Source organism: Glaciecola punicea ACAM 611 (assembly GCF_000252165.1).
Taxonomy (GTDB): Bacteria; Pseudomonadota; Gammaproteobacteria; order Enterobacterales; family Alteromonadaceae; genus Glaciecola; species Glaciecola punicea.
This window is the reverse complement of record NZ_BAET01000014.1, coordinates 147988-169360: the sequence shown is the minus strand read 5'-3', so window position 1 is coordinate 169360 and position 21373 is coordinate 147988. Positions and strand designations below refer to the sequence as shown.

Genomic DNA, 21373 nt, shown 5'->3' with positions numbered 1-21373 from the left:
ATAAACTAAATGCTTGCTCAAAATCTTTATGCAATGCTCAATTAAGCTGCGTCAGAAACACACACCCTGATATTATTGCCTTGGTCTTGCCAGTCAGTTGTAAACTCTGATTTAACTTGCATTTGAAACATCCAGCAGCTTAAATGCGTAGAGTAAACCGGCTAAACTGGTGGCAAAGAAAAACCACAGCACTGCCAGTAGTGACCACCAAGCAATAGCGCTACTAACTGCGCCGACGATTAATAATAGCACGCCAATTACCGAGTTACTAACCGACACGTAGTCGGTGCGTTTGTTACCCGATGCCATATCGAGCAAATAGGTTTTGCGACCCACCCTAACACCAGCATGACCAATACTCAGCAGTAAAAACAGCAGCAAATAGACGACAAGCGCAACTTCCTGCAACATCATATGCAACACGACCAATAAGCCACAGCCCAATAACGCAAGGCCAGCGGCAATAATAATAACGTTGCGGCTGCTGCGATCCGCGGCCTTGCCCCAAATAAAGGTACTAATCGCGCTGGCCAAGCTGGCGCTGGCTAAAAACCATCCAAGAGTTTGACCAGTGTTATGTTGTTGCTGGGCCAGCAAGACCAAAAAAGGCGTAACTAACGCCGAGCCCAACAGTAAAGCACGGCAAATTACAAACTGCCGAAAATGCAGGTCGGTTTTGAGCAGGCTTAAATTTTGCCATGCCTGCTGCAGCGCGTTAACACCACCGTCAGTTTCACCCGGCTTCTCCTGCACCTGGCTAAATAATGCCGCAGCACTAAACCACAACAATCCAGCGACAATCAGCAACACCAGATAAACCCATAAAATGTTTGGTTCCTGAGCCACCAGCCAGAATGACACCAGCAAAGTCAAAACGCCCGATACCGTGCCAGCAATGCCGATAAGCTGGCCACGTTGGCCTTTAGGGACTGTTTTGCCCTGCACATCTTTCATGGCAACTGAGCACAAACCACGCCCTAGGCTAAACAGTATGAGCAAACCAATGATAGCTGAGCCTGCAGCAGCGCCGCGCAAATGACTAACAGCAAATGCCATCGCTAGCACACAACTGCCCTGAATAATACTTCCGGTAATCCAAAAGGTTTTGCGGATCGCGTAGCGACGCACCCACGCACCAATTGCCAACTGCGGCAACATTGAACCTGATTCGCGAATAGGCACCAACAAAGCGACCATAGCAGGCGGCGCACCGACCACTGTCATCAACCAAGTTAACACCGTTTTGGGACTGGTAAGGGAATCCCCCAAGCTCAGCAATATCTGGCTAAATAGCACCACCATAAAGTTTTTGGGTACTTTAGTGCAGGCGCTATCTGGAATATCGCGGCAAGCACGGGCATCCTCTTCATTAATTAACAGTTGATATATTGTTTTAGCTGCCATTATTAATTCTCTTTGTTCTATCCAATAATGTCTACCTTAACCAACCACCAATCCTCCCGAAATTAACAATTTAAATACGGTAACAGTCGCTCGAATCGAAGTCCTTGTTAAACTTATTGTCAAGGTCGTCTGATCTAGCGGAATAGTGTTTCTAAGATCTCTGACTCATCAGAATTGGCATTGGCAAACTACTTTGCACAAAGTGCCTGCGTCAAACGAAAAACCAGAAGTATTAGCTAATTGACCATAGCAATGCAGCTCGAACACTTGGCACTCAAAGCGCTGTATCAAGAAGCATCATCAGCACAAACCCAATTATAAGCCCACCCGTTGCCCAGCTTTCATGCCCGGCGCGATGGGATTCAGGAATGATTTCATGGCTGATGACAAACAGCATAGCACCCGCCGCAATCGCCAGTCCCCAAGGCAGAAGGTGAACCGAAAGGCCAATCAATGCAACGCCCAACACGGCCGCAATAGGCTCCACCAGACCAGAAAAAATACCAACGCCAAGGGCTACACCTTTACTGTAACCAACGCTAATCAGGGCCAAAGCCACCACAAAGCCTTCGGGAATATCCTGTATCGCAATACCCACCGCTAGGGCTTTTGCACCCACCAGATCCGGCCCAGCAAATGAAACACCAATCGCCATGCCTTCAGGAAAGTTGTGCAACACGATTGCTGTGACAAAAAGCCAGACCCGCTTGAGCTTTGTTGCCTGCTCGATATTGATTTCAGATCGGGCGCCACCTTCAAGGCCTTTCACAAAATGCTCATGGGGCACAAGCCGCTCAATCATCAGCAGACCCAGAGCGCCCAATATGATGCCACCGCCAACAATGCCCCCGGCCAGCCAGGAACCTGCACCCTGATCAGCGGCAGTATCCAATGCCGGTATGATCAACGAAAACGACGTTGCTGCCAGCATCACTCCAGCACCAAACCCCATTAACGTATCGATAAAGCGCTGCGAAAGCTGCCCCGTTAAAACCGCGGGAATAGTACCCAGCGCAGTTGCCGCGGCGGCAATCATACCACCCATCAGCGCGCCCGTCATATGCGGGTCATTCGCCACCAAACGCAAATATATGCCGGGCAACAGCGCGATGAAGCCACCGATAAGGATCGTCAGAACTACCCAATACCGCAATGCCATAAACTCACCTTATGTTAGTAGTACCGCGACTATGAAGATAATAAGAATAAACCACATACCTGATCTATTCAACCGAGCCTGATTTTGCTGGGTTTTGCGCTCGAAAGTTGCTGTTATTTGCAAAGACACCCACTGACGAATCGCGTAGGCTTGTAATACATCATCAACCAATAATACCGCACTTTCCGCCATTCTTCTTGCACCAAACCTCGGTCTTAGAGACCGCGACTAAAAACCACGACATTCTCCCTAGACCTTATTTAGTCTGCGCTGGAAACATACGAATGATATCGCCTTTGCATTCTCATACTATTAAATAATACGCACAAGCTACTTAGCGACATGGCAAGCGCCGCAATGACCGGATGAACCCAGCCCCATACCGCTAATGGGATCAGCAGTACATTATAAGTCAAGGCCCAAAATAAGTTTTGATACATTAAAGTGCGCGCTTTTTGTGCCAACAAAAGTGTAGCAGGCACTCGATTTATGCTATTCGGCAAATACACCGCCGCTGCCATGGCAGTGGCCGACGAGGCCCGACCCACGGCAATACCCAGTCGGGCACCCGCCAAAGCTAATCCATCGTTCAGTCCATCCCCGACAAAAGCCACGCGGGCACTCTTTTCTAATGTCTCAACAAATTGATGCTTTTGCTCTGGCGTATGCTCAAAAAACACTTTTTGTTTGCTAATACTCATACGCTCAGCTAAGGCATAACAGGACTGTTGCGTATCACCGCTTAGCAGATATACATCAAGACCTTGTTGATGTAGCGCAGTAACCGTTTCTACCGCCCCTTCTCGCACGGTTTCTTGAAAATTAATACTACCGGCATAACGTCCTTGGTTTGCAAGGTGCAACTGCATACCGTTATCGATAATTGTGGGCAGGCTTACCCCTTGTTGCCGCAACCAACTAGCACGCCCGGCCAAGGCAACTCCATTAGTGCTTTTCCACACAGTGCCCTCACCGGCCTTACTTTCTCGATGGCCGTCGGTGACGGGGACCAGCGATTTTGCCACTGAAGCTTGCAGGCCTTTGGCAGTAGGGTGTAACGAATCATGCAAAATGTTCATAGCGAGTTGCAATAAATCGCTATTATTCCAACCCGGCGCAGGAAGCACAGTATGAATGCTTGGTTCGGCCGTGGTTAGTGTGCCCGTTTTATCAAACACCACAGCATTGATGTCAGCCGCCGCTTCCAACGCAGCCGGATCGCGTAGCACGATACCTTGCTGAAGCATGCCCGAATACCCCATAGTGATGACCATTGGAATAGCCAAACTTAACGCGCAGGGGCAACTGACAATGAGTACCGCTACACCAATACCAACTGCGACCATGATGGACTCGCCTTGCAAAGTGGCCAATACTACTGCCAATATAGCAGATACAACAATCACCGGTATAAGCCAACGCGCAATGCGATCGGTTAGCTGTTGCAACGCCATTTTTCGACTCAGCAAGCCGCTAATAGAATGAGATAAGCGGTCGATTCTCCGCTCACCGACCCCCGCCGTCACAATTAGCTGTAGCTCTCCTTCTAACAAGGTGCAGCCTGCCAAAAGTTCATTTCCAGGAATCATCGGCTGGGGAGCATGTTCACCAGTTAACAAAGACACATCTGCCTGTCCAGCACCGGATTTTACTACACCATCTAGTGCTAGCTTTTGACCTGCACTTAACACGATTATCTTGCCAAGCGTTAGCGTGTTAGCTGCTTTTTTACTGATTTCGCCAGCTTCATTAAAAACGTTTACCGTTTCTGGTATGGTGTGAAAATAACCTTGTACAATATCCGATGCACGTCGACGTACACTACTGTCCATTAATCGCGCAATTAACTGAAAAGTAATGAGCATAACGGCCGCATCAAAATACACATGATGCTGACCCATTTTCAACTGCCATACCGAAACAATACAAGCCGCCACTACTGCTAGCGTAATTAGTGTGTCTAAGCCAGGCGCCGCCGCTAACAAAGTACGCAAACCCACGCGATAAAAATGACTCCCAGAATACAACACTACTGGAATAGCAAACAGGCCACTGGCCAGCGCCAGTGGCCACATATATTCATGCTCAACCGCACCAAACGGCGCAAGATATAATAAAATCGCGGGCATCATACTCCACATCCCAAATACCACTGCCACCGCAAGGCGCATCTGCAGTAGCTTACGCGTCTTGTCGGCCTGCTCGGCACTGCGTTTGGGACAAATTGAAGTATGTAAGCTATACCCTAAGCGTTTCACTGCGCGTTCAAGTTGCAAAATATCGGGCTCAATCAGCTTCCAATGGATCATCGCGATGTCTGCCGAAAAATTAACTGTCGCCTCACTCACATTAGGCTGTTTATTTAACAATGCTTCTATTGCAATCGCGCAACTGCCACAACGCATACCTTCTATCATGAAGATCGCGCTATTTTTCTTTGCGTCACGCTCTGGTGCAGTATTATCATCAATGGCGTTACTAATGTTTGCGCTAGTATGCATATTAAGGCTTACCAAACTCTGCAATGAGCTCATCAGACGTCCAAGGGACACGTTCACCAAATCGTGTTTTATGTTCATCCACCATAATAGGGTCTATCCTATCTGCGTTATTACCCCATTCACTGCGGATATACGTTAATACCGCGGCAATTTCCGCGCTTGACAATTTACCGCGAAAATAAGGCATTACACCGTTGTAAGTATTGCCTGCTACGACAATTGGACCCTGTAAACCATCCTGTAAAATAGACACGAGAATTGCTGAGTCCGCAAGCACCCATTCACTGCCGGCTAGGGGAGGAAACGCACCAGGAATACCCTGTCCAGTTGCTTGATGACAGGCACTGCACTGGATGCTGTAGATTGCACCGCCATCAATAAGCGTTGCGACATTTTCGGAATTGATTGCCGGCTGGATTGCCACTGAGCGACTATCGCCACCCTGCATGGGTTTACCAATTTGCCAAGCGTAATAGCCCACACCCCATATTATAAGGATGAGTATATAAACGAAGACAAGTTTGGGGACTTCGCGGACTCCTTCTTCTGGCTCGGGACCCTCGCGTTGGTGCGCGCGATATTTTTTTTCACTCATCACTTACTCCTCATCTATTTTAGCTTGTGGCAAGGTAGGTGCAGGATAAGTATGATCAAGTGACAACAAATACGCCACCAATGCCATGCCTTCTTCAGTGACTATCAGCTGCCCCGATCCGGGACCATAAGGAGGCGGCATATTCACAACCTTATCATTGGGGCCCGCTTTTTCAACGTGACGGAATAAAAAGCGATAAGGTGGCATTATGCTGCCTTTCATTACTGCTTGAGGGTTATATAAATGAATTAAATGCCAGTCTTCGCTGGGCTGGCGCGCACCTATATTGAACAAATCGGGTCCCGTGCGCATAGTGCCCATTAAGTGTGGCCAATCATTCGCATAATCACCGGGTACCGAGGGTCGTCCCCAGCCGCGATCTCTATCACCCGAGGCAAAGCTAGGATCTCGCGGTTGCTGGCTATGGCAATACATACAACCATTGGCAATATACGTTTGACGACCCATTAATTCTTGCTGCGTGTAGGGTTTTAGGCCGGGAGGGACGGCTTCTGCCGACATTTGTAAATACGGCATTACCACCAAGGTTAATGTGGCCAGCAGCAAAATAAACGCGGCTCCCATCATAATAGCAAGAACACGTGTCATTGCGATATCTCCTTAGTGCGAACACGAAATAGAGTGGGTCCTTGTGTCATCGCACCGCGACGTGACAACATAAAAATGAAATGCACTACAAATACAATATGACCCGCCACCATTAGGCCCCCTCCTAGTGAACGTGCCTGTAGATACGGAATTGTCATTTGGACTATTTCTAAAAACGGTGTTTTAGCATCCAGTAGTGCAAGGCCCTGCAGCCAACCTGCCGTCGTCAGAGATACGAAGTATATTAAAATACCTATCGCTACTAACCAAAAATGCAGGCTGATCATTCGCCGCCACGGCCACTCTCTATCGGTTAGTCTCGGCATTATGAAATATATGGCACCAAACAAGATAAAACTTAAAAAGGCATACATACCCAAGTGGGCGTGAGCTATGGTGTAATGCGTGAAATGGGTAATAACGTTAACGCTACGCAATGCCATCAGTGAACCTTGCAACGAGGTTGCGGTATACATAAGCGCCCCTATCCATACAAAGCGTAAAGTAGGTGATTCTTTAATACGACCAAAACTGCCCCACATGGTACCGTGATGATTAATCGCGACGGTTATCACGGGAATTGACATCATGACGCTGTGCACGATAGACAGCGTCACGAGCCACGTTGGAATGGGCCCACCAATAAGATGATGAATGCCTACTTGACTGTAGAATAACGCCAACGACCAAAACCCAATCAATGATAATTTATAGGAAATAATTGGGCGCCCTAGTATTTTGGGAATTATATAGTAAGCAATACCAATGCCTAATGGGGTAACCCACAATCCCAGCACATTGTGCGCAAACCACCAATTAACAGTGGCACCCGTAGCACCCGGAAATACCTTAGGTACATTTGCAATGAAAAAAAGGAACGGAAACCAAACTAAGGCCGCCAAAAAGTACCAGCTTGACACATACAGGTGTTCTACCGTTCGCCGTGCACAGGTAAGTAGTAAAGGCACTGCACATAGGGCACCGCCCAATACAAATAAAAAGTCAACTTGCCAAGGAAACTCCAACCATTCCTGGCCATCGGATAATCCAAAGTTGATGGCCCCCAAGCCCAAAATAACGCCAATATTCCAAATAATAGCGCCAGTGACTGCATAGGGAGTGCCACGCAAAGGCGTTTTAAATAGTCGTGGGACCAAAAACAGCACCGCTCCAATACCTGCCATTGATGACCAGCCATACACGACTGCATTCAAATGCATGGGCCGTATACGCCCAAATGTCCACCACTGGCTGTCTGCCATAAATTCTGGATAATGCATTTTAATAGAGGCAAGTAGTCCGTAAAAAGAACCGATTAATAGCCAAAAAACGGCTGAAGAAAGCCAAATAAGAACAGCAGGCTTGGATGATTGGTCCTGCACCCTGCGAGCAGTAAAGGCTTCTTTTGCAGCTTTGCTGTCACCTTTATACGCTGAAGTATCTTCTCGCGCTGGATCTTCACTATGGCCTTCTTCACCGGGTGTAAAAATAGTACGAGCCGCGTTTTGGCTATTGCTGAATTGATTAGTAGAAATAGACCAGATGAGTACCAGCAAACCCACGGTAGACAGTAAGAATGTGATAATAAGTAAAAGTGCTATGGTTGGTGTCATAGTGAACCTTATTTATTGTTATATCTGCACTTTTGAGCGGAATATTCGAGCGAGCTTGTTTTTATTAAACCCTTTGTGGAACTAAGATGCAGCTAAGTAATATGATGACACAAATGAATTTCAGACGACCGCTGCGTAGTAAGCAATGGCAGGTATACTTTAGTATAAATAAAATAGCAGAGTTTTTAAACTTTATATGTGCGCTAGCGCACATATAAAAAGGAAGGCTGCATGGCCCCACAAGGCGTGTTTAATCAGATATGCGTTATGCACGGCACAGTCAAGTCGCTTTTTATGCTTGCAGATTAAGGGATAATTGGCTCATAGCGTGTTAGCATAAGTACTTAAACGATCTGTTTCCGTTTTCACCACGCTGTAGCACTCGCAGCACAAGCTTTCAAGTTTGGTTCTGTCTTTTATCGTGATGTGCCCACGCTTGTAATCAATTACGCCTAGTTTTTGCAGCTTTCCGGCGGCTTCAGTAACCCCCTCTCTTCTTACACCTAGCATATTTGCAATCAACTCTTGGGTCATCGTCAGATCATCCGTGGTCAGCCGGTCGAGTGACAATAGCAACCATCTACAAAGCTGTTGATCAATAGAATGATGGCGGTTGCATACCGCCGTTTGCGCCATTTGTGCCATTAGTGACTGGGTATAACGTAACATTAAGGTACGCACCAAAAGTTCACTATTGAATTCGCTGCGTAGTGCAGCAGCAGGCAAGCTAAATGCATAACCTGCACTTTGCACAACCGCTTGATTTGGCGTACTCTCGCCCCCCATAAATACGGCAGTGCCAACTACGCCCTCATTACCTACCACAGATATTTCTGCTGATGAGCCATTTTCCATAACCGATAGCAAGGACACAATACTATTAGCCGGAAAATATACAGAAACAACATTCTGGCCCGATTCATATAAGACTTTACCTAAGGGCAATTTAACCAGCTTTAGTTGCGGGAAAAGTCGAGCTTTACTCTGCTCTGGAAATGCGCTTAGCAGTTTATTGTCGGTAGGTTTATTCATTAATTCCCTTTGTTGCATAAAATGTAAGCGAATTTTGGATGTGCTTTTTATAATAATAGCATAATAGGCATGCCTGTGGTATTGACAGCCTTTGGACAGTGCACTGTTTACAACGTTATTTGTTTAGCCCAAGTCACACCTTCAATAAAATTTACGTATTTAATTTTGGATAATTAGGTGTCTTTTGTAAGTGTTAATAGCCATGCGAAAACATTGACAAGACCGTTTTTCAAGGCCTGCTCTAGATAAAACTTGAATGTGTCCTCGTTTGTAAGTGATAAGACCCTCGTTTTGCAAAAAACCTGCCGCGATAGTAACCGCGCTGCGGCGTACGCCTAGCATTTTTGCTAAAAATTGATGGCTTAATTGGAGATCATTGCTTTGGGTGCGGTCTTGGGTCATTAATAGCCATTTTGCAAGGCGCTGCTTTACTTCATGAAAACTGTTGCAGGCAACGGTTTGAGACAGTTGTTGTATCAATACAAACAGATAGCGTTGGCTTAAGTCGCTCATCGTTTTACTACTATTCAAGCACTTAACAAACACGTCTGCATCCATTTGCAACGCGGTGCCCGTGCCCTGCACAATGGCCTTCATAGGTGCCTGCTTGCTGCCAAGGACAAGCGTTGCGCCCAGCATGCCTTCAGTACCAATTAAACCGATTTCTAAAAACTGCCCGTCAGAATTGTTAGCCAGAAGTGAAATAAAGCCTGTTATTGGAAAATAAACAAATTCTACTGTCTCATCGGCACAGCATAGCATTTCTCCAAACACTAAATCTACAAGCTTACATTGCTCTAAAACCCTCTGTTTATCACAATGCGGTAAGTTACTTAATAATTGATTGCTTATTTGTGTGCCGCGTGTTTCCGTCAATAGCTTCTCCAAATTCAAGATGCTTCGCTTGATCAACTCAAGGTTTACTTTTCAGTGGTGTTTGGCTGACTTGCGTATGCTGCAAATACCTAAACAACTCACTGTCGGTCGACAACACCAATGTTGTATTTTGACCCAGCGTTTGTTCGAAAGCCTGTAAAGAGCGCGTAAAGGAATAAAATGCGACGGCTTGTTCATTTTGATTGTAAGCAGAAGCATAAATAGCCGCGGCCTTGGCGTCAGCTTTACCTCGTATTTCGACTACCTCACGATAAGCTTCCGACTGAATTTTGTCCAAATCACGTTCTCGGTTGCCTCTTATGCGCGCTGCCTCGCCTTTGCCTTCTGACAAAAATCGCTCTGCTATTTGACGACGTTCACTTATCATCCGCTCGTATATTTTTGGCCTTACACTCTCATTATAATTAATACGCTTGAAGCGAATATCCATAAGTTCAATACCAAACACTTTGACTTTTTCTGCCGCTGCATCAAATATATCTTGCTCCACTACTAAGCGACCCTTGGTAATAGGTACCAAGCTACCAATATTCTGTTCTTTTTCAGCTTGCGTGAGTGATGCGTCTCGCAAAGGTTGGCGATCTTTCGTTGTGCGAATAATTTCAATTAACTCGTGCGTGGCTACCGCATTTCTGGTCTCACTACCAAAAATATCATCCAGTCTGGATTGGGCGCTACGCTCATCACCCAAGCGTAAAAAGTATTGTAATGGGTCGGTTACCTGCCAGCGTGCATAAAGACTTACCGAAATATATAACTTGTCTTTAGTTGGCATATCTGAGGGTGTGCCTTCCCATTCTAATACGCGCTTGTCTATAGAATTAACGTTTTGAATGAAGGGGACTTTAAGTTTAATGCCAGCATCTCTAATTGGTTCGCCTACAGGCTTGCCAAACTGCGTAATAACCACCTGCTCTACTTCATTTACGGTATACAAAGCGCTATATAATGTTAGTACCCCAAGTGCTGCTAAAATGCTGCTGCCTACTACTAAATAAGATTTCATGGTTTTTGACCTTCTATTTGTTGGCCTGCTAATGGTTGATTTTTGTTGGGTGTTAAATTTAATAACGGTAAAACCCCCATCGCTTGACTATCAATAATAATTTTTTCTTTAATGCTTGGCATAACCTCTGTCATTGTCTCTAGATATATTCGCCTACGAGTAACCTGGGGCGCCTTTTGATACTCATCAAATAAGGCATTGAAGCGCAATGCATCACCTTGGGCTTCATTAATACGCTTAATGCGATAGCCGTCGGCTTCCCTTATGCGTTGGTCGCGCTCGCCCTCTGCCAGCGGTATAATGCGGTTGTAATCTCGCCGTGCCTCGTTAATCAGCTTCTCTTTTTCCTGCTGAGCTTGGTTGACTTCATTAAAAGAAGCCTGCACCGGTACTGGCGGGTTAATATTTTTTAGCTGTACTTGGTCAATACTTATTCCCATTACATATTGACTAGAAAGCGCCTGCATCTTACGTAAGGCTTCAACTTCAATTTCTTGCCTACCGATGGTGATCACTTCATCGACGGTTCTATCCCCGACTACTTCTCGCATAACGGATTCAGATACATAGCGTAAGGTGCCTGCAGGATCGCGCACCTCAAATAAGTAATTTTTAGGGTCGGCTATGCGATATTGAATCACCCATTCCACCAGCGCGGTGTTTAAATCACCCGTTACCATTTGTGTTTCCTGTAACTGGTTTTCTCTTGGTGAAATATTTGGCGCAAATGAACGGATATTATTGTTAGGGTTAATATTTTGATAAGGATCTTCAGCCCCTGGGGTAGAAAAACCAAACTCTTGCTTTAGCTGGCGCTTAATGGGCACTGTAGTAACATGGTCAACCCCTAAGGGTATTTTCACATGCAAGCCAGGTGGCAAGATTTCTTGAAACTTACCAAACCTTAATACCACCGCAACTGAATCGCTGGGCACTGTGTATAGGGCGGTGTAGCCTGTAATAAGCAGCACTAACAAGACTGCAACTGTCAAGATAGTGCTAAATTTGCCACCCGGCAGCTTTTTATATTTTTGTAAGAGATTACTCGCGACTTTATCTATGTCAGGCGGAGTGTCTCTATCTTGGGATTTTTTGCTATTTTCATTTTGAGTGGAAATGATGTTCTCCTTTTCAAAAAATTAACACTATGGCAACACTGTTGCGCTACATAAGTGCGTTACGAACAAACAGATCCTAGCGTGATTACATGGACAGGTCTGTGCGGTACAACACCTAGTGTTTTTTAACTGAAATGTTGTGGTGGAATAATGGGAGACTTCAATAAAGGCTGTTCAGCAACTTTTACACAGTAAAGTAAGTGATATTGTGGGTAATTTCTAGCGTTCAGATGCAAATTTCAATGACTCAATGATTCAGATCAAGTTGGCATGAACAATTAAGCCTAAAATAAGGCAGTCCTTAGACTAATCATCAAGTTATACGAAAATGGATACAAAAATGAGGGTTTCTCTTATTAACACAGAAATTCAGACTTCACTTGGCAGCGCGTTTTTCAAACCCGCAATACAACGAGGTTATCACTATTTTTAGCGATCAAAACGCGCTAGAAAAAATGCTCGTAAACCACTTTATAGACTTATTTGTCGCTGCTTAAATGCCCGGCATGACTTAGAAGTTAAATTGAGACTTCACATAATTATGAAATATAGGAAGCATTTAAGTGATAGCCACTCAAAACATTCCCTAAAGCCGAGTTTACTTCCGATCGCATAAAATGCGTCACCTACTCGATGTTAGCCGAAGCGCTCTGGCACTCTAGCGACGCGCAAAGCCGTTAAAAGGCCACTAGCTAAGCCAATAATTAAGGAGATTTACCAAACCGATTTCTTCACTTATAAAGAGCCGGTGTCGTAGAAAGTATTTATTGAGTATGCAAAAAAGCGTTGCCCGCATCGATACCGGCTCTATAATCATGCTGTAAATCAATATCGGAACTGCCTAATAACTTACTTTGAAGAGTATCTTTGGCAAAAATTTGAAGGATCTCTACGTCGCTTGGAGGATCTTTAATAAAGGCGAGCTCTTTGTTATAAGCTTGCTCATGCTGAACAAGGTAATCAATGCTTTTCGGGCAATGCCCAGACATGTATATCCATGACTTTAATTTCTGTATCCAAGCAGACTGAGAGTGAATATCTGTATTCACTGTGCGAATAACGACAATTTTTCGCGCGCCACGGCGATAGGCTTCACTCACCGGCAAAGGCGCAGAAAGCCCGCCATCTAGGTAAAAGTCGGCTTGAGGATAATCATCGATTATACCGCAATTAGCCGATCTGTTAGTTAATCTAGGAGTCAGTTTAACCCCTTGCTTATATAAAAAAGGTAGTGCACTTGACGCTTTTAGCAGTTGGCGCCAGTGATCGCTATTGCCGTTTGGACGCAAGAAATAACCCTGCCTGTTGCGTGAGTTTGTTGTGGTAATGAATAGCTCTCGTTGCCCCAATGATTTCGTTGCTGCCGTAAAATCCAAGGCAAACTTGCCTTCAGTGGTTTTATCAAAGTACCAATCCAAATCGACAACATTACCCCCTGCTAAACCTCGACTCAGTTGGAAAAAACGCTTACGCCGCGATAATCCGCCAATTGCCCGTTTAGCATAGCCTTTTTGATGAGATAAAAAACTGGTTATATTTTGCGAACCCGCAGACGTACCAATAAATAAATCAAAAGGGTCGTAATCATTCTCTAACCACGCATCTAAAACACCCGCTGTGAATATTCCTCGCTGACCACCACCTTCAGCAACAAGCGCCATTTTACCATGTGCGGCTTCACAAGAAAAAATGGATGGTCTTGATGCTAAAGCGTTCATAGTGTTTGTCCTTCGTCGAGCTGAAAGCCACTTTTATATTAACCAATGGTGGCATTAATAATATAAGTTGGTCTGTACGCTAGAGCACCTACGGCGTTTTAATACACCACAGCTTAAGAAAGCCACATCTGAGGCATTATTTCAAGCACTTGCACTAAGCACAGTTTTAGCGTAAAAATATTCGCTAATATTGGCATCAGGTTTAGTTGCGGCATCCGTTTTAATAGCAGCATCAATACTGACGTCTACATCAATCACGTCGCTTGCATTTGGTATAAGCTGACGACCTGATGCACTTTGTGCAGTAGCAAACTCAAGCATTAAAATAAGTGTCGTAAGCTTAATTAAATATTCTTATAAATGAGTATGATAAAAAGATATGAAGTTAATATATGCAGCAAGGCTTTACCTGTGTTGCCTAATACTGTGCGCAGCAGTAGCCGTAAATTCCCCCTCGTTGAGCGCAGCAAACACCGCTGAGTCAAACAAACAGGAAATAGAGGTAAGCACCTATGAAGCTGATGGGGCAACACATGTAGTGGTAAAAACTCTTGTTCAGTTTTCCCCGCAGTACTTTCTAGCCTTAATGTCACATTCGAATGAAAATTGTTCGTGGATAGACAAATGTGTGTCGGTGACTATTTTTGATAATAAACATGCGGCAAAGAGAGTAATTCAGACCCACATCAATGCTCCGTGGCCATTTAAAGATCGTGACATGGTCGTCACAAGTCGCAGCGAATACGATGAGACAAGCAACACATTAACTATTTTCATAGAGGATGCCAGTAACAATATACCTCATCATCCAAATAGAATTCGGATGACAAACGTATACGGACAGTGGCAAATGAAGCCGTACAACGCGTTATTCGAGCTCAGCTACACTGGCACCGCTAGTCCCAATGGCAACATACCACAGTCATTTGCTTTGCGTTTTCTAAAAGAATCTACTCAACAAACGTTTGAAAACTTACAAGCGCTTGATCAAAAAAATTAAACAAATAAACCGTCAAAACAAAATAAAGAATGTTTATATTAAAAATTATTTTGTGTCAAGCTGCACAAAAACTTGCCTATCAGGCAATTAAGCCCCTTGCATAATTGACACTGGCCGCTCTGGATTTAAAACTGAAACCATATTGCTTTTAACATTGAGGCTGTGTGATGCAGTCCGTCATAGCACTGAACGCTTTGCTGGCTGAACAGGCTGTTGATATTACTTTGGGTATTGTTCATTTCGCGGCGTACGAGCCCTAAAGCCTTCGTACGCTGAAAATATTAAAAATAATGCGCATTCAAAGTCAAATGTGTAACTATTCTCGCAGCGTAACCCAGTAAAATAACCGGTGTCCATTTCAAATGGCCAGCAAAGGTATAGTATCCGCTAGCTTGACCCATTAATGCTACACCTGCTGCAGATCCAATTAAGAGAAAACTACCTCCAATCCCTGCGGTAAGCGTTATAAGCAAGCACTGCCCGTGCGACATTTCAGGTATCATCATCAGCCGCTGTTCAATCACGACTTTAGTCTCATCTTAATAATGGGAAAGTTCAATCAAGGCTTTTCATGCTACATTAGCTAATTATGCACAAGCAGGATATTTTAATGCGCTCAACCTCAATTGATGCCCTACGCGGTATCGCGATTTTGGGTATCTTATTCATGAATATTCCCCTTCACGCAAATATGTTGCTTGGCTATGTCTCATTCGAACCTATGCTTACAAGCGATAAATTGATTACCCTACTGTATAGCATATTTGCAGATGGCCGATTTAGAACTCTTTTTTGTTTGTTGTTTGGCGCAGGCTTGGCTATTCAATATGAATCCTGTATCACAAAAGGAATCGATACCACTGTCTTCTTAAAATCCAGGCTACATTGGCTAATGTTTTTTGGCCTTATCCACGGTGTATTTATCTTCGGTGGAGACATCCTAATGCTCTATAGCCTATCGGGTCTTCTTTTAATTAGGGGTCTGACATTAGACACTGAAGCGTTATTGCAAAAAGCACGTAAATTTTTAATTATTGGCTGCACAATAATATTACTGATAGCCGCAGCCACTCTTATTTTTGCCGATATGAATGAACAGGTGGTAAGAGGTACACAAGAATACAAGGAGTCTGTAGCGCTTTGGCAGGGCAATTATTGGTATCAAACGATGATTCACGCTGGTTTTTCTTTAGGAATAGTGATTTCTTCACCTTTGTTTATTTTGTGGCAAACACTGGGGCTTATGTATTTAGGTTGCTATCTCTACCGAGTAGGATTTTTTACACAAGGTTTTAGCCAACCTGCCTTCATAAAAGTGGCTAGCCTTGCGCTTATTAGTACTGCCTTATGTATTGCGCCTCAGATTTTAATGGACAATATCGCCTCTGAAATTATACCGTTAATATCAAGTCTCTCTGCAGTATTTATGGCTTTAGTGTACGCGCACGTTGTTGTTAAACTTTGTCAAACAAAGAGTACCGCTGTAAATGCCTTAGCCGCTATAGGCAAAGTCGCCTTTAGCTTGTACATTATGCAATCTATCTTTATGGGTCTTTTACTGCGCTGGATAATGCCTGAGTTTAGTATTACTGCTAGTCATGTTGATTATTTGCTACTAGTGTTAGTCTATGCAGTTATTCAGATATTGATGGCGACGCTCTACTTGCGCAAATATGAACAAGGACCTTTAGAACTACTTTGGCGTAGGCTCTATAACAAAGGTTTTAAAAAAAAGCGTTAAGCCCAATGATGAGCTGAAGAATTGACGCCAGCCAAGTAATTATATTCGCCCAAGCAATCACTCCTTTGGAGGGTATACAGGGATCATCTAGTAATCCCAAGTCATTGGAAAATAGTACGCTTTACCCACTTTTTCATCAAAGACAATGTACCAAAAGCTTTGTCAACGCACTACAACAACGCAAAAGGCGTGATTAGCCAAATATGCGTTATATGCGAAATGCGTAAAATTGCGACCGAGCTTACACTACAATTTATTGCACCTGTGCATTAACAATTTTTCATGTAAATACTAGGCTTAAACAGATATCATAGAGACACGGTTTTACATATATCTATATGTATGAATTCTCATTTTTAGCCAATAGGTCGTGCTTGTGCGTTCATCTAAGTCTCCTGCCAATGAAGAACTTGGTTTTAATTTTCGTGTATTAAAAAAATTGTGGCCTTTTATAACAGAATTTAAAGGTCGAGTGTGGCTCGCCATAAGCTGCTTAATTGGGGCTAAAATAGCCAGTGTTATTCTTCCTTTCACCCTTAAACATATTGTAGACAACCTCAATTTAGACACCCCTAGTGCGGCAATATTGGCTGTGGTTTTGTCGCTTATTATCGCTTATGGCGCACTGCGCTTAGCCAACGTGCTATTTGGTGAAATTAGAGATACGCTGTTTGGTCGTGTTACCGAGCGTGCCATGCGGCGTGTAGGCCTTAAAGTCTTTAACCACTTGCATAAGCTTGATTTGAACTTTCACTTATCGCGCCAGACGGGTGGCTTATCAAGAGACATTGAACGCGGCACCAGCGGCGTGAGTTTTTTAATGCGCTTTATGGTATTTAACATTGTCCCTACCCTGCTGGAAATATCTATGGTGGTAGGTATTTTGTTCTACAACTACGGCTTTACTTTTGCCGGCGTTATTGTGATAGCGGTAGTTACCTACGTTGGCTTTTCGGTTAAGGCTACCGACTGGCGCACTAAGTACGTAAAAGAGCTTAATCAGGCCGACAACACCTCTACTACGCGCGCCGTAGACAGCTTGCTTAACTTTGAAACGGTGAAATACTTCAACAACGAGAAGTACGAAGCAGACCGTTACGACACTGGCCTGGCGAATTGGGAAAACGCACGACGTAAAAATCGTTTATCGCTGTTTGCGCTAAACGGCGGCCAAGCGCTTATTATTGCTATTGCCATGACCAGCATGCTGGCGCTGGCCTCAATTGAAGTAAGCAGAGGCAATATGACCATAGGCGACTTTGTGCTGGTAAACGCGTTTACTATGCAAATATTTATGCCGCTTAACTTTTTAGGTTTTGTATACCGTGAAATCAGAGGTTCATTAACCAACATAGAAAACTTATTCACACTGCTTGAACAAGCGCCTTTAATTGTAGATGCCGACAATGCTAATGAACTGGTGGTGACGCACGGCGAAATCAGATTTGAAAATGTGTGCTTTTCGTATCACCCCGAACGTATTATTATTGAAGACTTATCATTTACGATTAAGCCCGGTACTAAAGTAGCCGTGGTAGGGGAAAGTGGGGCTGGCAAATCAACCTTGGTGAAACTTTTATTTCGCTTCTATGACCCTACCAAAGGTGCAATATACATTGACGACCAGCAAATTAACGGTGTTACCCAAGATTCGTTACGCAAGCATATTGGCATTGTGCCACAAGACACAGTTTTGTTTAATGACACCCTGTATGAAAATATTAAGTATGGCCGCCCCGATGCCACTGAAGCAGAAATAAATCAGGCAATAAAACTTGCGCATTTGCACGACTTTATTGCACGACTGCCCGACAAGGAGCAAACGCAGGTGGGCGAACGCGGTTTAAAGCTCAGCGGTGGCGAAAAACAAAGAGTGGCGATAGCCCGGACTATTTTAAAACGCCCGCCTATTATGGTCTTTGATGAGGCTACGTCCTCTTTAGACTCGCAGTCTGAGCAAGCTATTTTAGGTGCTCTGCAGGAAATATCAAAAGGCCACACAAGCTTTGTGGTCGCTCACAGACTATCGACTATTATGGATGCAGACAACATTTTAGTCATGTCGCAGGGGCGTATTCATGAACAAGGGAGCCATGACGAACTGCTGGCTAAAAATGGCTTTTATAAACGTTTATGGACGGCGCAGCAGCAAAAGTTGAGCACACACGAACAGCTCTTACTTGATCGTCAGGCCAGCTTAAGCACCTAGCCACAATAAGCTAAGCGAACCCGTGCATAAAAAAAGGAAGTAAGCGATAAAGTTTTAATACACCTTATCACTTACTTCCTTTTTAAATAGCTAGCTTATTTCTTAAGATGATCAGCCACTAAAAACGCCATCTCAAGTACTTGATCTGCATTTAAGCGCGGATCGCACTGAGTTTTATAGGCCTGAGCTAAGTCGGCATCGCTAATTTGGTATGCACCGCCGGTACATTCGGTGACATGTTGTCCCGTCATTTCTAAATGGATCCCGCCGGCGTGAGTGCCTTCGGCTTTATGCGCATCAAAAAACTGCTTTATTTCGCTCAAAATAGCATCAAAATTACGCGTTTTATACCCGCTTGAGGCTTTAATGGTATTGCCATGCATTGGATCTGAACTCCACACAACGTGGCGACCTTCTTGCTTTACGCGGCGCAGTAAACGCGGTAAGTTTTTACCTAACATGCCAGCGCCCATGCGCGTGATTAACGTTAAACGACCCGGGATGTTGTTAGGATTTAGCGCGTCGATAAGCTTTATTAGCTCATCTTCTTGCATAGTAGGTCCTATTTTCACCCCAATAGGATTGTTTATACCGCTAAAAAACTCCACATGAGCATGGTCTAGCTGGCGCGTTCGCTCGCCTATCCATAGCATGTGGGCTGAGCAGTTATAAGGCTTACCGGTTAGCGTATCGATCCGCGTAAGCGCCTGTTCATAGTTCAATAACAAGGCTTCGTGCGAGGTATACAAGCTAGTTTCATGTAGGGCTGCGTTTGACTCCTTATTAATACCAATGACGTCCATGAAAGAAAGCGTGTCTTGAATACGATCTGCAATGTCTTGATAGCGCTCTTTCAAGGGATTATTTTCTAGAAAGGCCATGTTCCAGCGGTTAACTTGATGCAGGTCGGCAAGGCCGCCTTGTGCAAACGCGCGTAATAAGTTAAGCGTAGATGCGCTTCTAAAGTAAGCATCTAGCAATCTATTAGGATCAGGCTCTCGCGCTTGGGCAGTAAACGCCATGCCATTTATAATATCGCCGCGATAACTAGGCAGCTCAACCCCGTTTATTACTTCGGTGTCGGTCGAGCGAGGCTTGGCATACTGGCCAGCCATTCTAGCCACTTTAGTCACCGGACATCTACCAGCAAAGGTAAGCACAATAGCCATTTGCAGAATGACTTTAAAGGTGTCGCGGATCTTCGGCGCATTAAAATCATCAAACGATTCTGCGCAGTCGCCGCCCTGCAGTAAAAACCCTTTTCCTTGCGATACGTCGCCTAGCTGCTTATATAACTGACGGGTTTCTTCGGCGAAAACTAAGGGCGGGTAACTTGCTAATTTCTGCTCTACGTCTTTAACTAATGCTTTATCTTGGTAATTCGGTTGCTGTAGTATTGGCTTGTTGCGCCAACTATCCATACTCCACTGACTCACGATTATTTATTCCTTCATAGGGTAGATTTAATGCCAAAGCGCGGGTAAACACACTGTTAGGCTATTGGTAATATACTAAAAAACGCTAAATAGTATCACATTCATTCATTAAATGGATTGATTAGGCGCGCTTACAATATATTTTTGAGTGTTATGCTCGTTTACAATTTGCACAAAGCTATGATCGAAAATTGTTTGTAAATTATCTAAGCGCATCACCTCGTTTGTAAGGCCCTGAAATACAAGTTGCTGTTCTTTTAACAGGCCTATGTGACTTGCATACTGCCGGCTAAGATTAAGATCGTGACTGGTCATAATAACCGTATTGCCCATTTCACACACGTGCTGCAGTAATGACAATATTGCGCACTGATACTTTACATCAAGGTGGCTTATAGGCTCATCTAACAGAATAAGGCCTTCGCCTTTTACTATAGCGGACCAAATTTGACATAAATTACGCGCAATATGGAAACGTTGCTGCTGCCCACCTGAGAGGGTAGAAAGTGGTTTATGCAATAAAGATGCAATGTGTAAGTGCTCTTCTATTTTTCTGGGTATATGCGTACTATTTGTATAAAAATGCAGTAATTGAAACAGCGGAATATCAAACTCACTTTGCTGTTGTTGATGCAAGAAACAGCGGATTGTGGCCAGTTGCGCTAAAGAATGTTCAGCCAGCGGAATGTCGCCTAGTGTCAACACGCCATGTGTGGGTGTTTCGATGCCAGATAGAAGTAAAAGTAAACTGGATTTGCCGGCCCCGTTTGGACCAAGTAGATGCCAGCACTGACCTTTATTAATGCACATACTGACTGTTTTAACTCGCGCCTGCAAAGTCACGTTTTTAAGCTCATACGACGAGCCAATAGTAGAATTTATTAACACATTAGCTGCCTATTTTCCTGAATATTTGCATTGTTTTCGAAATGTTTTATGCCACCCTAGGCTAAACTAGATAAATTTGAAGAGGTTTCGTCAGCAAAATTGCCTTTATCTATGAGCGCTACCTTAAGTCCCTTGCGTGCAAGACTAGCCGCTGACACAGCGCCATTTATGCCCGCACCTAAGATAAGTGCGTCAAATCCATGTTTAGCTAGTTTTTTAATATTTGTTTGCCGCTGTAGCATTTAAAGTGGTACCTCGTTAATTTGTATGATAGTAATCATTTCGTTTAGTATAGTATCGAAGATTCTACATGCAACTTATAAGAGTATAAAATGAAGGATTAGTGTTGCGCGCTAATCACAATATCTAGCTTCGTGCTATAAAAGATTAATTAATTAATGAGACGCTAAAAATTCAGTCCTAAAAATAGAATAATAAAATGAGATT

Annotated in this window: 18 protein-coding genes and 2 pseudogenes; 3 read left to right on the top strand and 17 right to left on the bottom strand. The window is 44.1% G+C overall.

Going from position 1 to position 21373, the window contains the following annotated elements; genetic code table 11:
* Window positions 1–111: 111 nt before the first annotated feature.
* The 13 genes from GPUN_RS07675 to GPUN_RS07615 form a co-directional block, all read right to left on the bottom strand.
* Complete coding sequence (locus GPUN_RS07675; protein WP_006005199.1) at window positions 112–1404, bottom strand: MFS transporter; 1293 nt, start codon at window positions 1402–1404, stop codon at window positions 112–114.
* 274 nt (window positions 1405–1678) lie between these two features.
* A complete protein-coding gene (locus tag GPUN_RS07670) occupies window positions 1679–2563 on the bottom strand; it encodes a ZIP family metal transporter (protein WP_006005195.1) in 885 nt (294 codons plus the stop codon).
* A gap of 9 nt (window positions 2564–2572) precedes the next feature.
* Window positions 2573–2755, bottom strand: a complete 183-nt coding sequence (locus GPUN_RS07665; RefSeq protein ID WP_006005193.1) for a hypothetical protein — start codon at window positions 2753–2755, stop codon at window positions 2573–2575.
* Between the two features lie 68 nt (window positions 2756–2823).
* Window positions 2824–5097, bottom strand: coding sequence for a heavy metal translocating P-type ATPase (locus GPUN_RS07660; RefSeq protein ID WP_238528948.1), 2274 nt, complete (start codon window positions 5095–5097; stop codon window positions 2824–2826).
* On the bottom strand, window positions 5066–5659 hold the full coding sequence (locus tag GPUN_RS07655; RefSeq protein ID WP_040520612.1) for a c-type cytochrome: 594 nt from the start codon (window positions 5657–5659) through the stop codon (window positions 5066–5068). The genes GPUN_RS07660 and GPUN_RS07655 overlap by 32 nt, the downstream gene beginning before the upstream one ends.
* 3 nt (window positions 5660–5662) lie before the next feature.
* Window positions 5663–6268 (bottom strand): cbb3-type cytochrome c oxidase subunit II, encoded by a 606-nt coding sequence (locus GPUN_RS07650; RefSeq protein WP_006005186.1) that lies wholly within the window; start codon window positions 6266–6268, stop codon window positions 5663–5665.
* On the bottom strand, window positions 6265–7881 hold the full coding sequence (locus GPUN_RS07645) for a cbb3-type cytochrome c oxidase subunit I (protein WP_006005184.1): 1617 nt from the start codon (window positions 7879–7881) through the stop codon (window positions 6265–6267). The genes GPUN_RS07650 and GPUN_RS07645 overlap by 4 nt, the downstream gene beginning before the upstream one ends.
* Before the next feature lie 321 nt (window positions 7882–8202).
* Window positions 8203–8913 (bottom strand): Crp/Fnr family transcriptional regulator, encoded by a 711-nt coding sequence (locus tag GPUN_RS07640; RefSeq protein ID WP_006005180.1) that lies wholly within the window; start codon window positions 8911–8913, stop codon window positions 8203–8205.
* Between the two features lie 159 nt (window positions 8914–9072).
* Complete coding sequence (locus GPUN_RS07635) at window positions 9073–9789, bottom strand: Crp/Fnr family transcriptional regulator (protein WP_006005178.1); 717 nt, start codon at window positions 9787–9789, stop codon at window positions 9073–9075.
* Between the two features lie 37 nt (window positions 9790–9826).
* On the bottom strand, window positions 9827–10816 hold the full coding sequence (hflC, locus tag GPUN_RS07630) for a protease modulator HflC (RefSeq protein ID WP_006005176.1): 990 nt from the start codon (window positions 10814–10816) through the stop codon (window positions 9827–9829).
* A complete protein-coding gene (hflK, locus tag GPUN_RS07625; RefSeq protein WP_006005174.1) occupies window positions 10813–11808 on the bottom strand; it encodes an FtsH protease activity modulator HflK in 996 nt (331 codons plus the stop codon). Before hflK ends, hflC begins: the two co-directional genes overlap by 4 nt.
* Before the next feature lie 890 nt (window positions 11809–12698).
* Window positions 12699–13652 carry a patatin-like phospholipase family protein gene (locus GPUN_RS07620; RefSeq protein ID WP_006005169.1) on the bottom strand — a complete coding sequence of 318 codons (954 nt, stop codon included), beginning with the start codon at window positions 13650–13652 and terminating at the stop codon, window positions 12699–12701.
* Between the two features lie 141 nt (window positions 13653–13793).
* Window positions 13794–13973 (bottom strand): hypothetical protein, encoded by a 180-nt coding sequence (locus GPUN_RS07615; protein ID WP_006005167.1) that lies wholly within the window; start codon window positions 13971–13973, stop codon window positions 13794–13796.
* A 58-nt stretch (window positions 13974–14031) separates the two neighbouring features.
* Here GPUN_RS07615 and GPUN_RS07610 point away from each other — a divergent pair, with 58 nt between their 5' ends.
* Window positions 14032–14652, top strand: a complete 621-nt coding sequence (locus GPUN_RS07610; protein ID WP_006005164.1) for an SRPBCC family protein — start codon at window positions 14032–14034, stop codon at window positions 14650–14652.
* Window positions 14653–14933: 281 nt separating this feature from the next.
* Here GPUN_RS07610 and nhaD read toward each other — a convergent pair.
* Window positions 14934–15161, bottom strand: a pseudogene (gene nhaD, locus GPUN_RS07605) (sodium:proton antiporter NhaD); the annotation flags it as partial.
* Window positions 15162–15262: 101 nt separating this feature from the next.
* On the opposite strand from nhaD, the gene GPUN_RS07600 reads away from it, so the two are divergent.
* Together GPUN_RS07600 and GPUN_RS07595 are read left to right on the top strand one after the other, a co-directional pair.
* Complete coding sequence (locus GPUN_RS07600) at window positions 15263–16393, top strand: DUF418 domain-containing protein (RefSeq protein ID WP_006005158.1); 1131 nt, start codon at window positions 15263–15265, stop codon at window positions 16391–16393.
* A 376-nt stretch (window positions 16394–16769) separates the two neighbouring features.
* Window positions 16770–18602: an ABCB family ABC transporter ATP-binding protein/permease gene (locus GPUN_RS07595; protein WP_006005155.1), complete on the top strand. Its 1833-nt coding sequence runs from the start codon at window positions 16770–16772 to the stop codon at window positions 18600–18602.
* A 95-nt stretch (window positions 18603–18697) separates the two neighbouring features.
* Here GPUN_RS07595 and GPUN_RS07590 read toward each other — a convergent pair whose 3' ends face one another.
* The 3 genes and pseudogenes from GPUN_RS07590 to GPUN_RS07580 all read right to left on the bottom strand — a co-directional run.
* Window positions 18698–20038 (bottom strand): class II 3-deoxy-7-phosphoheptulonate synthase, encoded by a 1341-nt coding sequence (locus tag GPUN_RS07590; RefSeq protein ID WP_006005153.1) that lies wholly within the window; start codon window positions 20036–20038, stop codon window positions 18698–18700.
* A gap of 108 nt (window positions 20039–20146) precedes the next feature.
* Window positions 20147–20926, bottom strand: a complete 780-nt coding sequence (locus GPUN_RS07585; protein WP_006005151.1) for an ATP-binding cassette domain-containing protein — start codon at window positions 20924–20926, stop codon at window positions 20147–20149.
* Window positions 20927–20985: 59 nt separating this feature from the next.
* Window positions 20986–21168 (bottom strand): annotated as a pseudogene (locus GPUN_RS07580) (FAD-dependent oxidoreductase); the annotation flags it as partial.
* Window positions 21169–21373 lie beyond the last annotated feature (205 nt).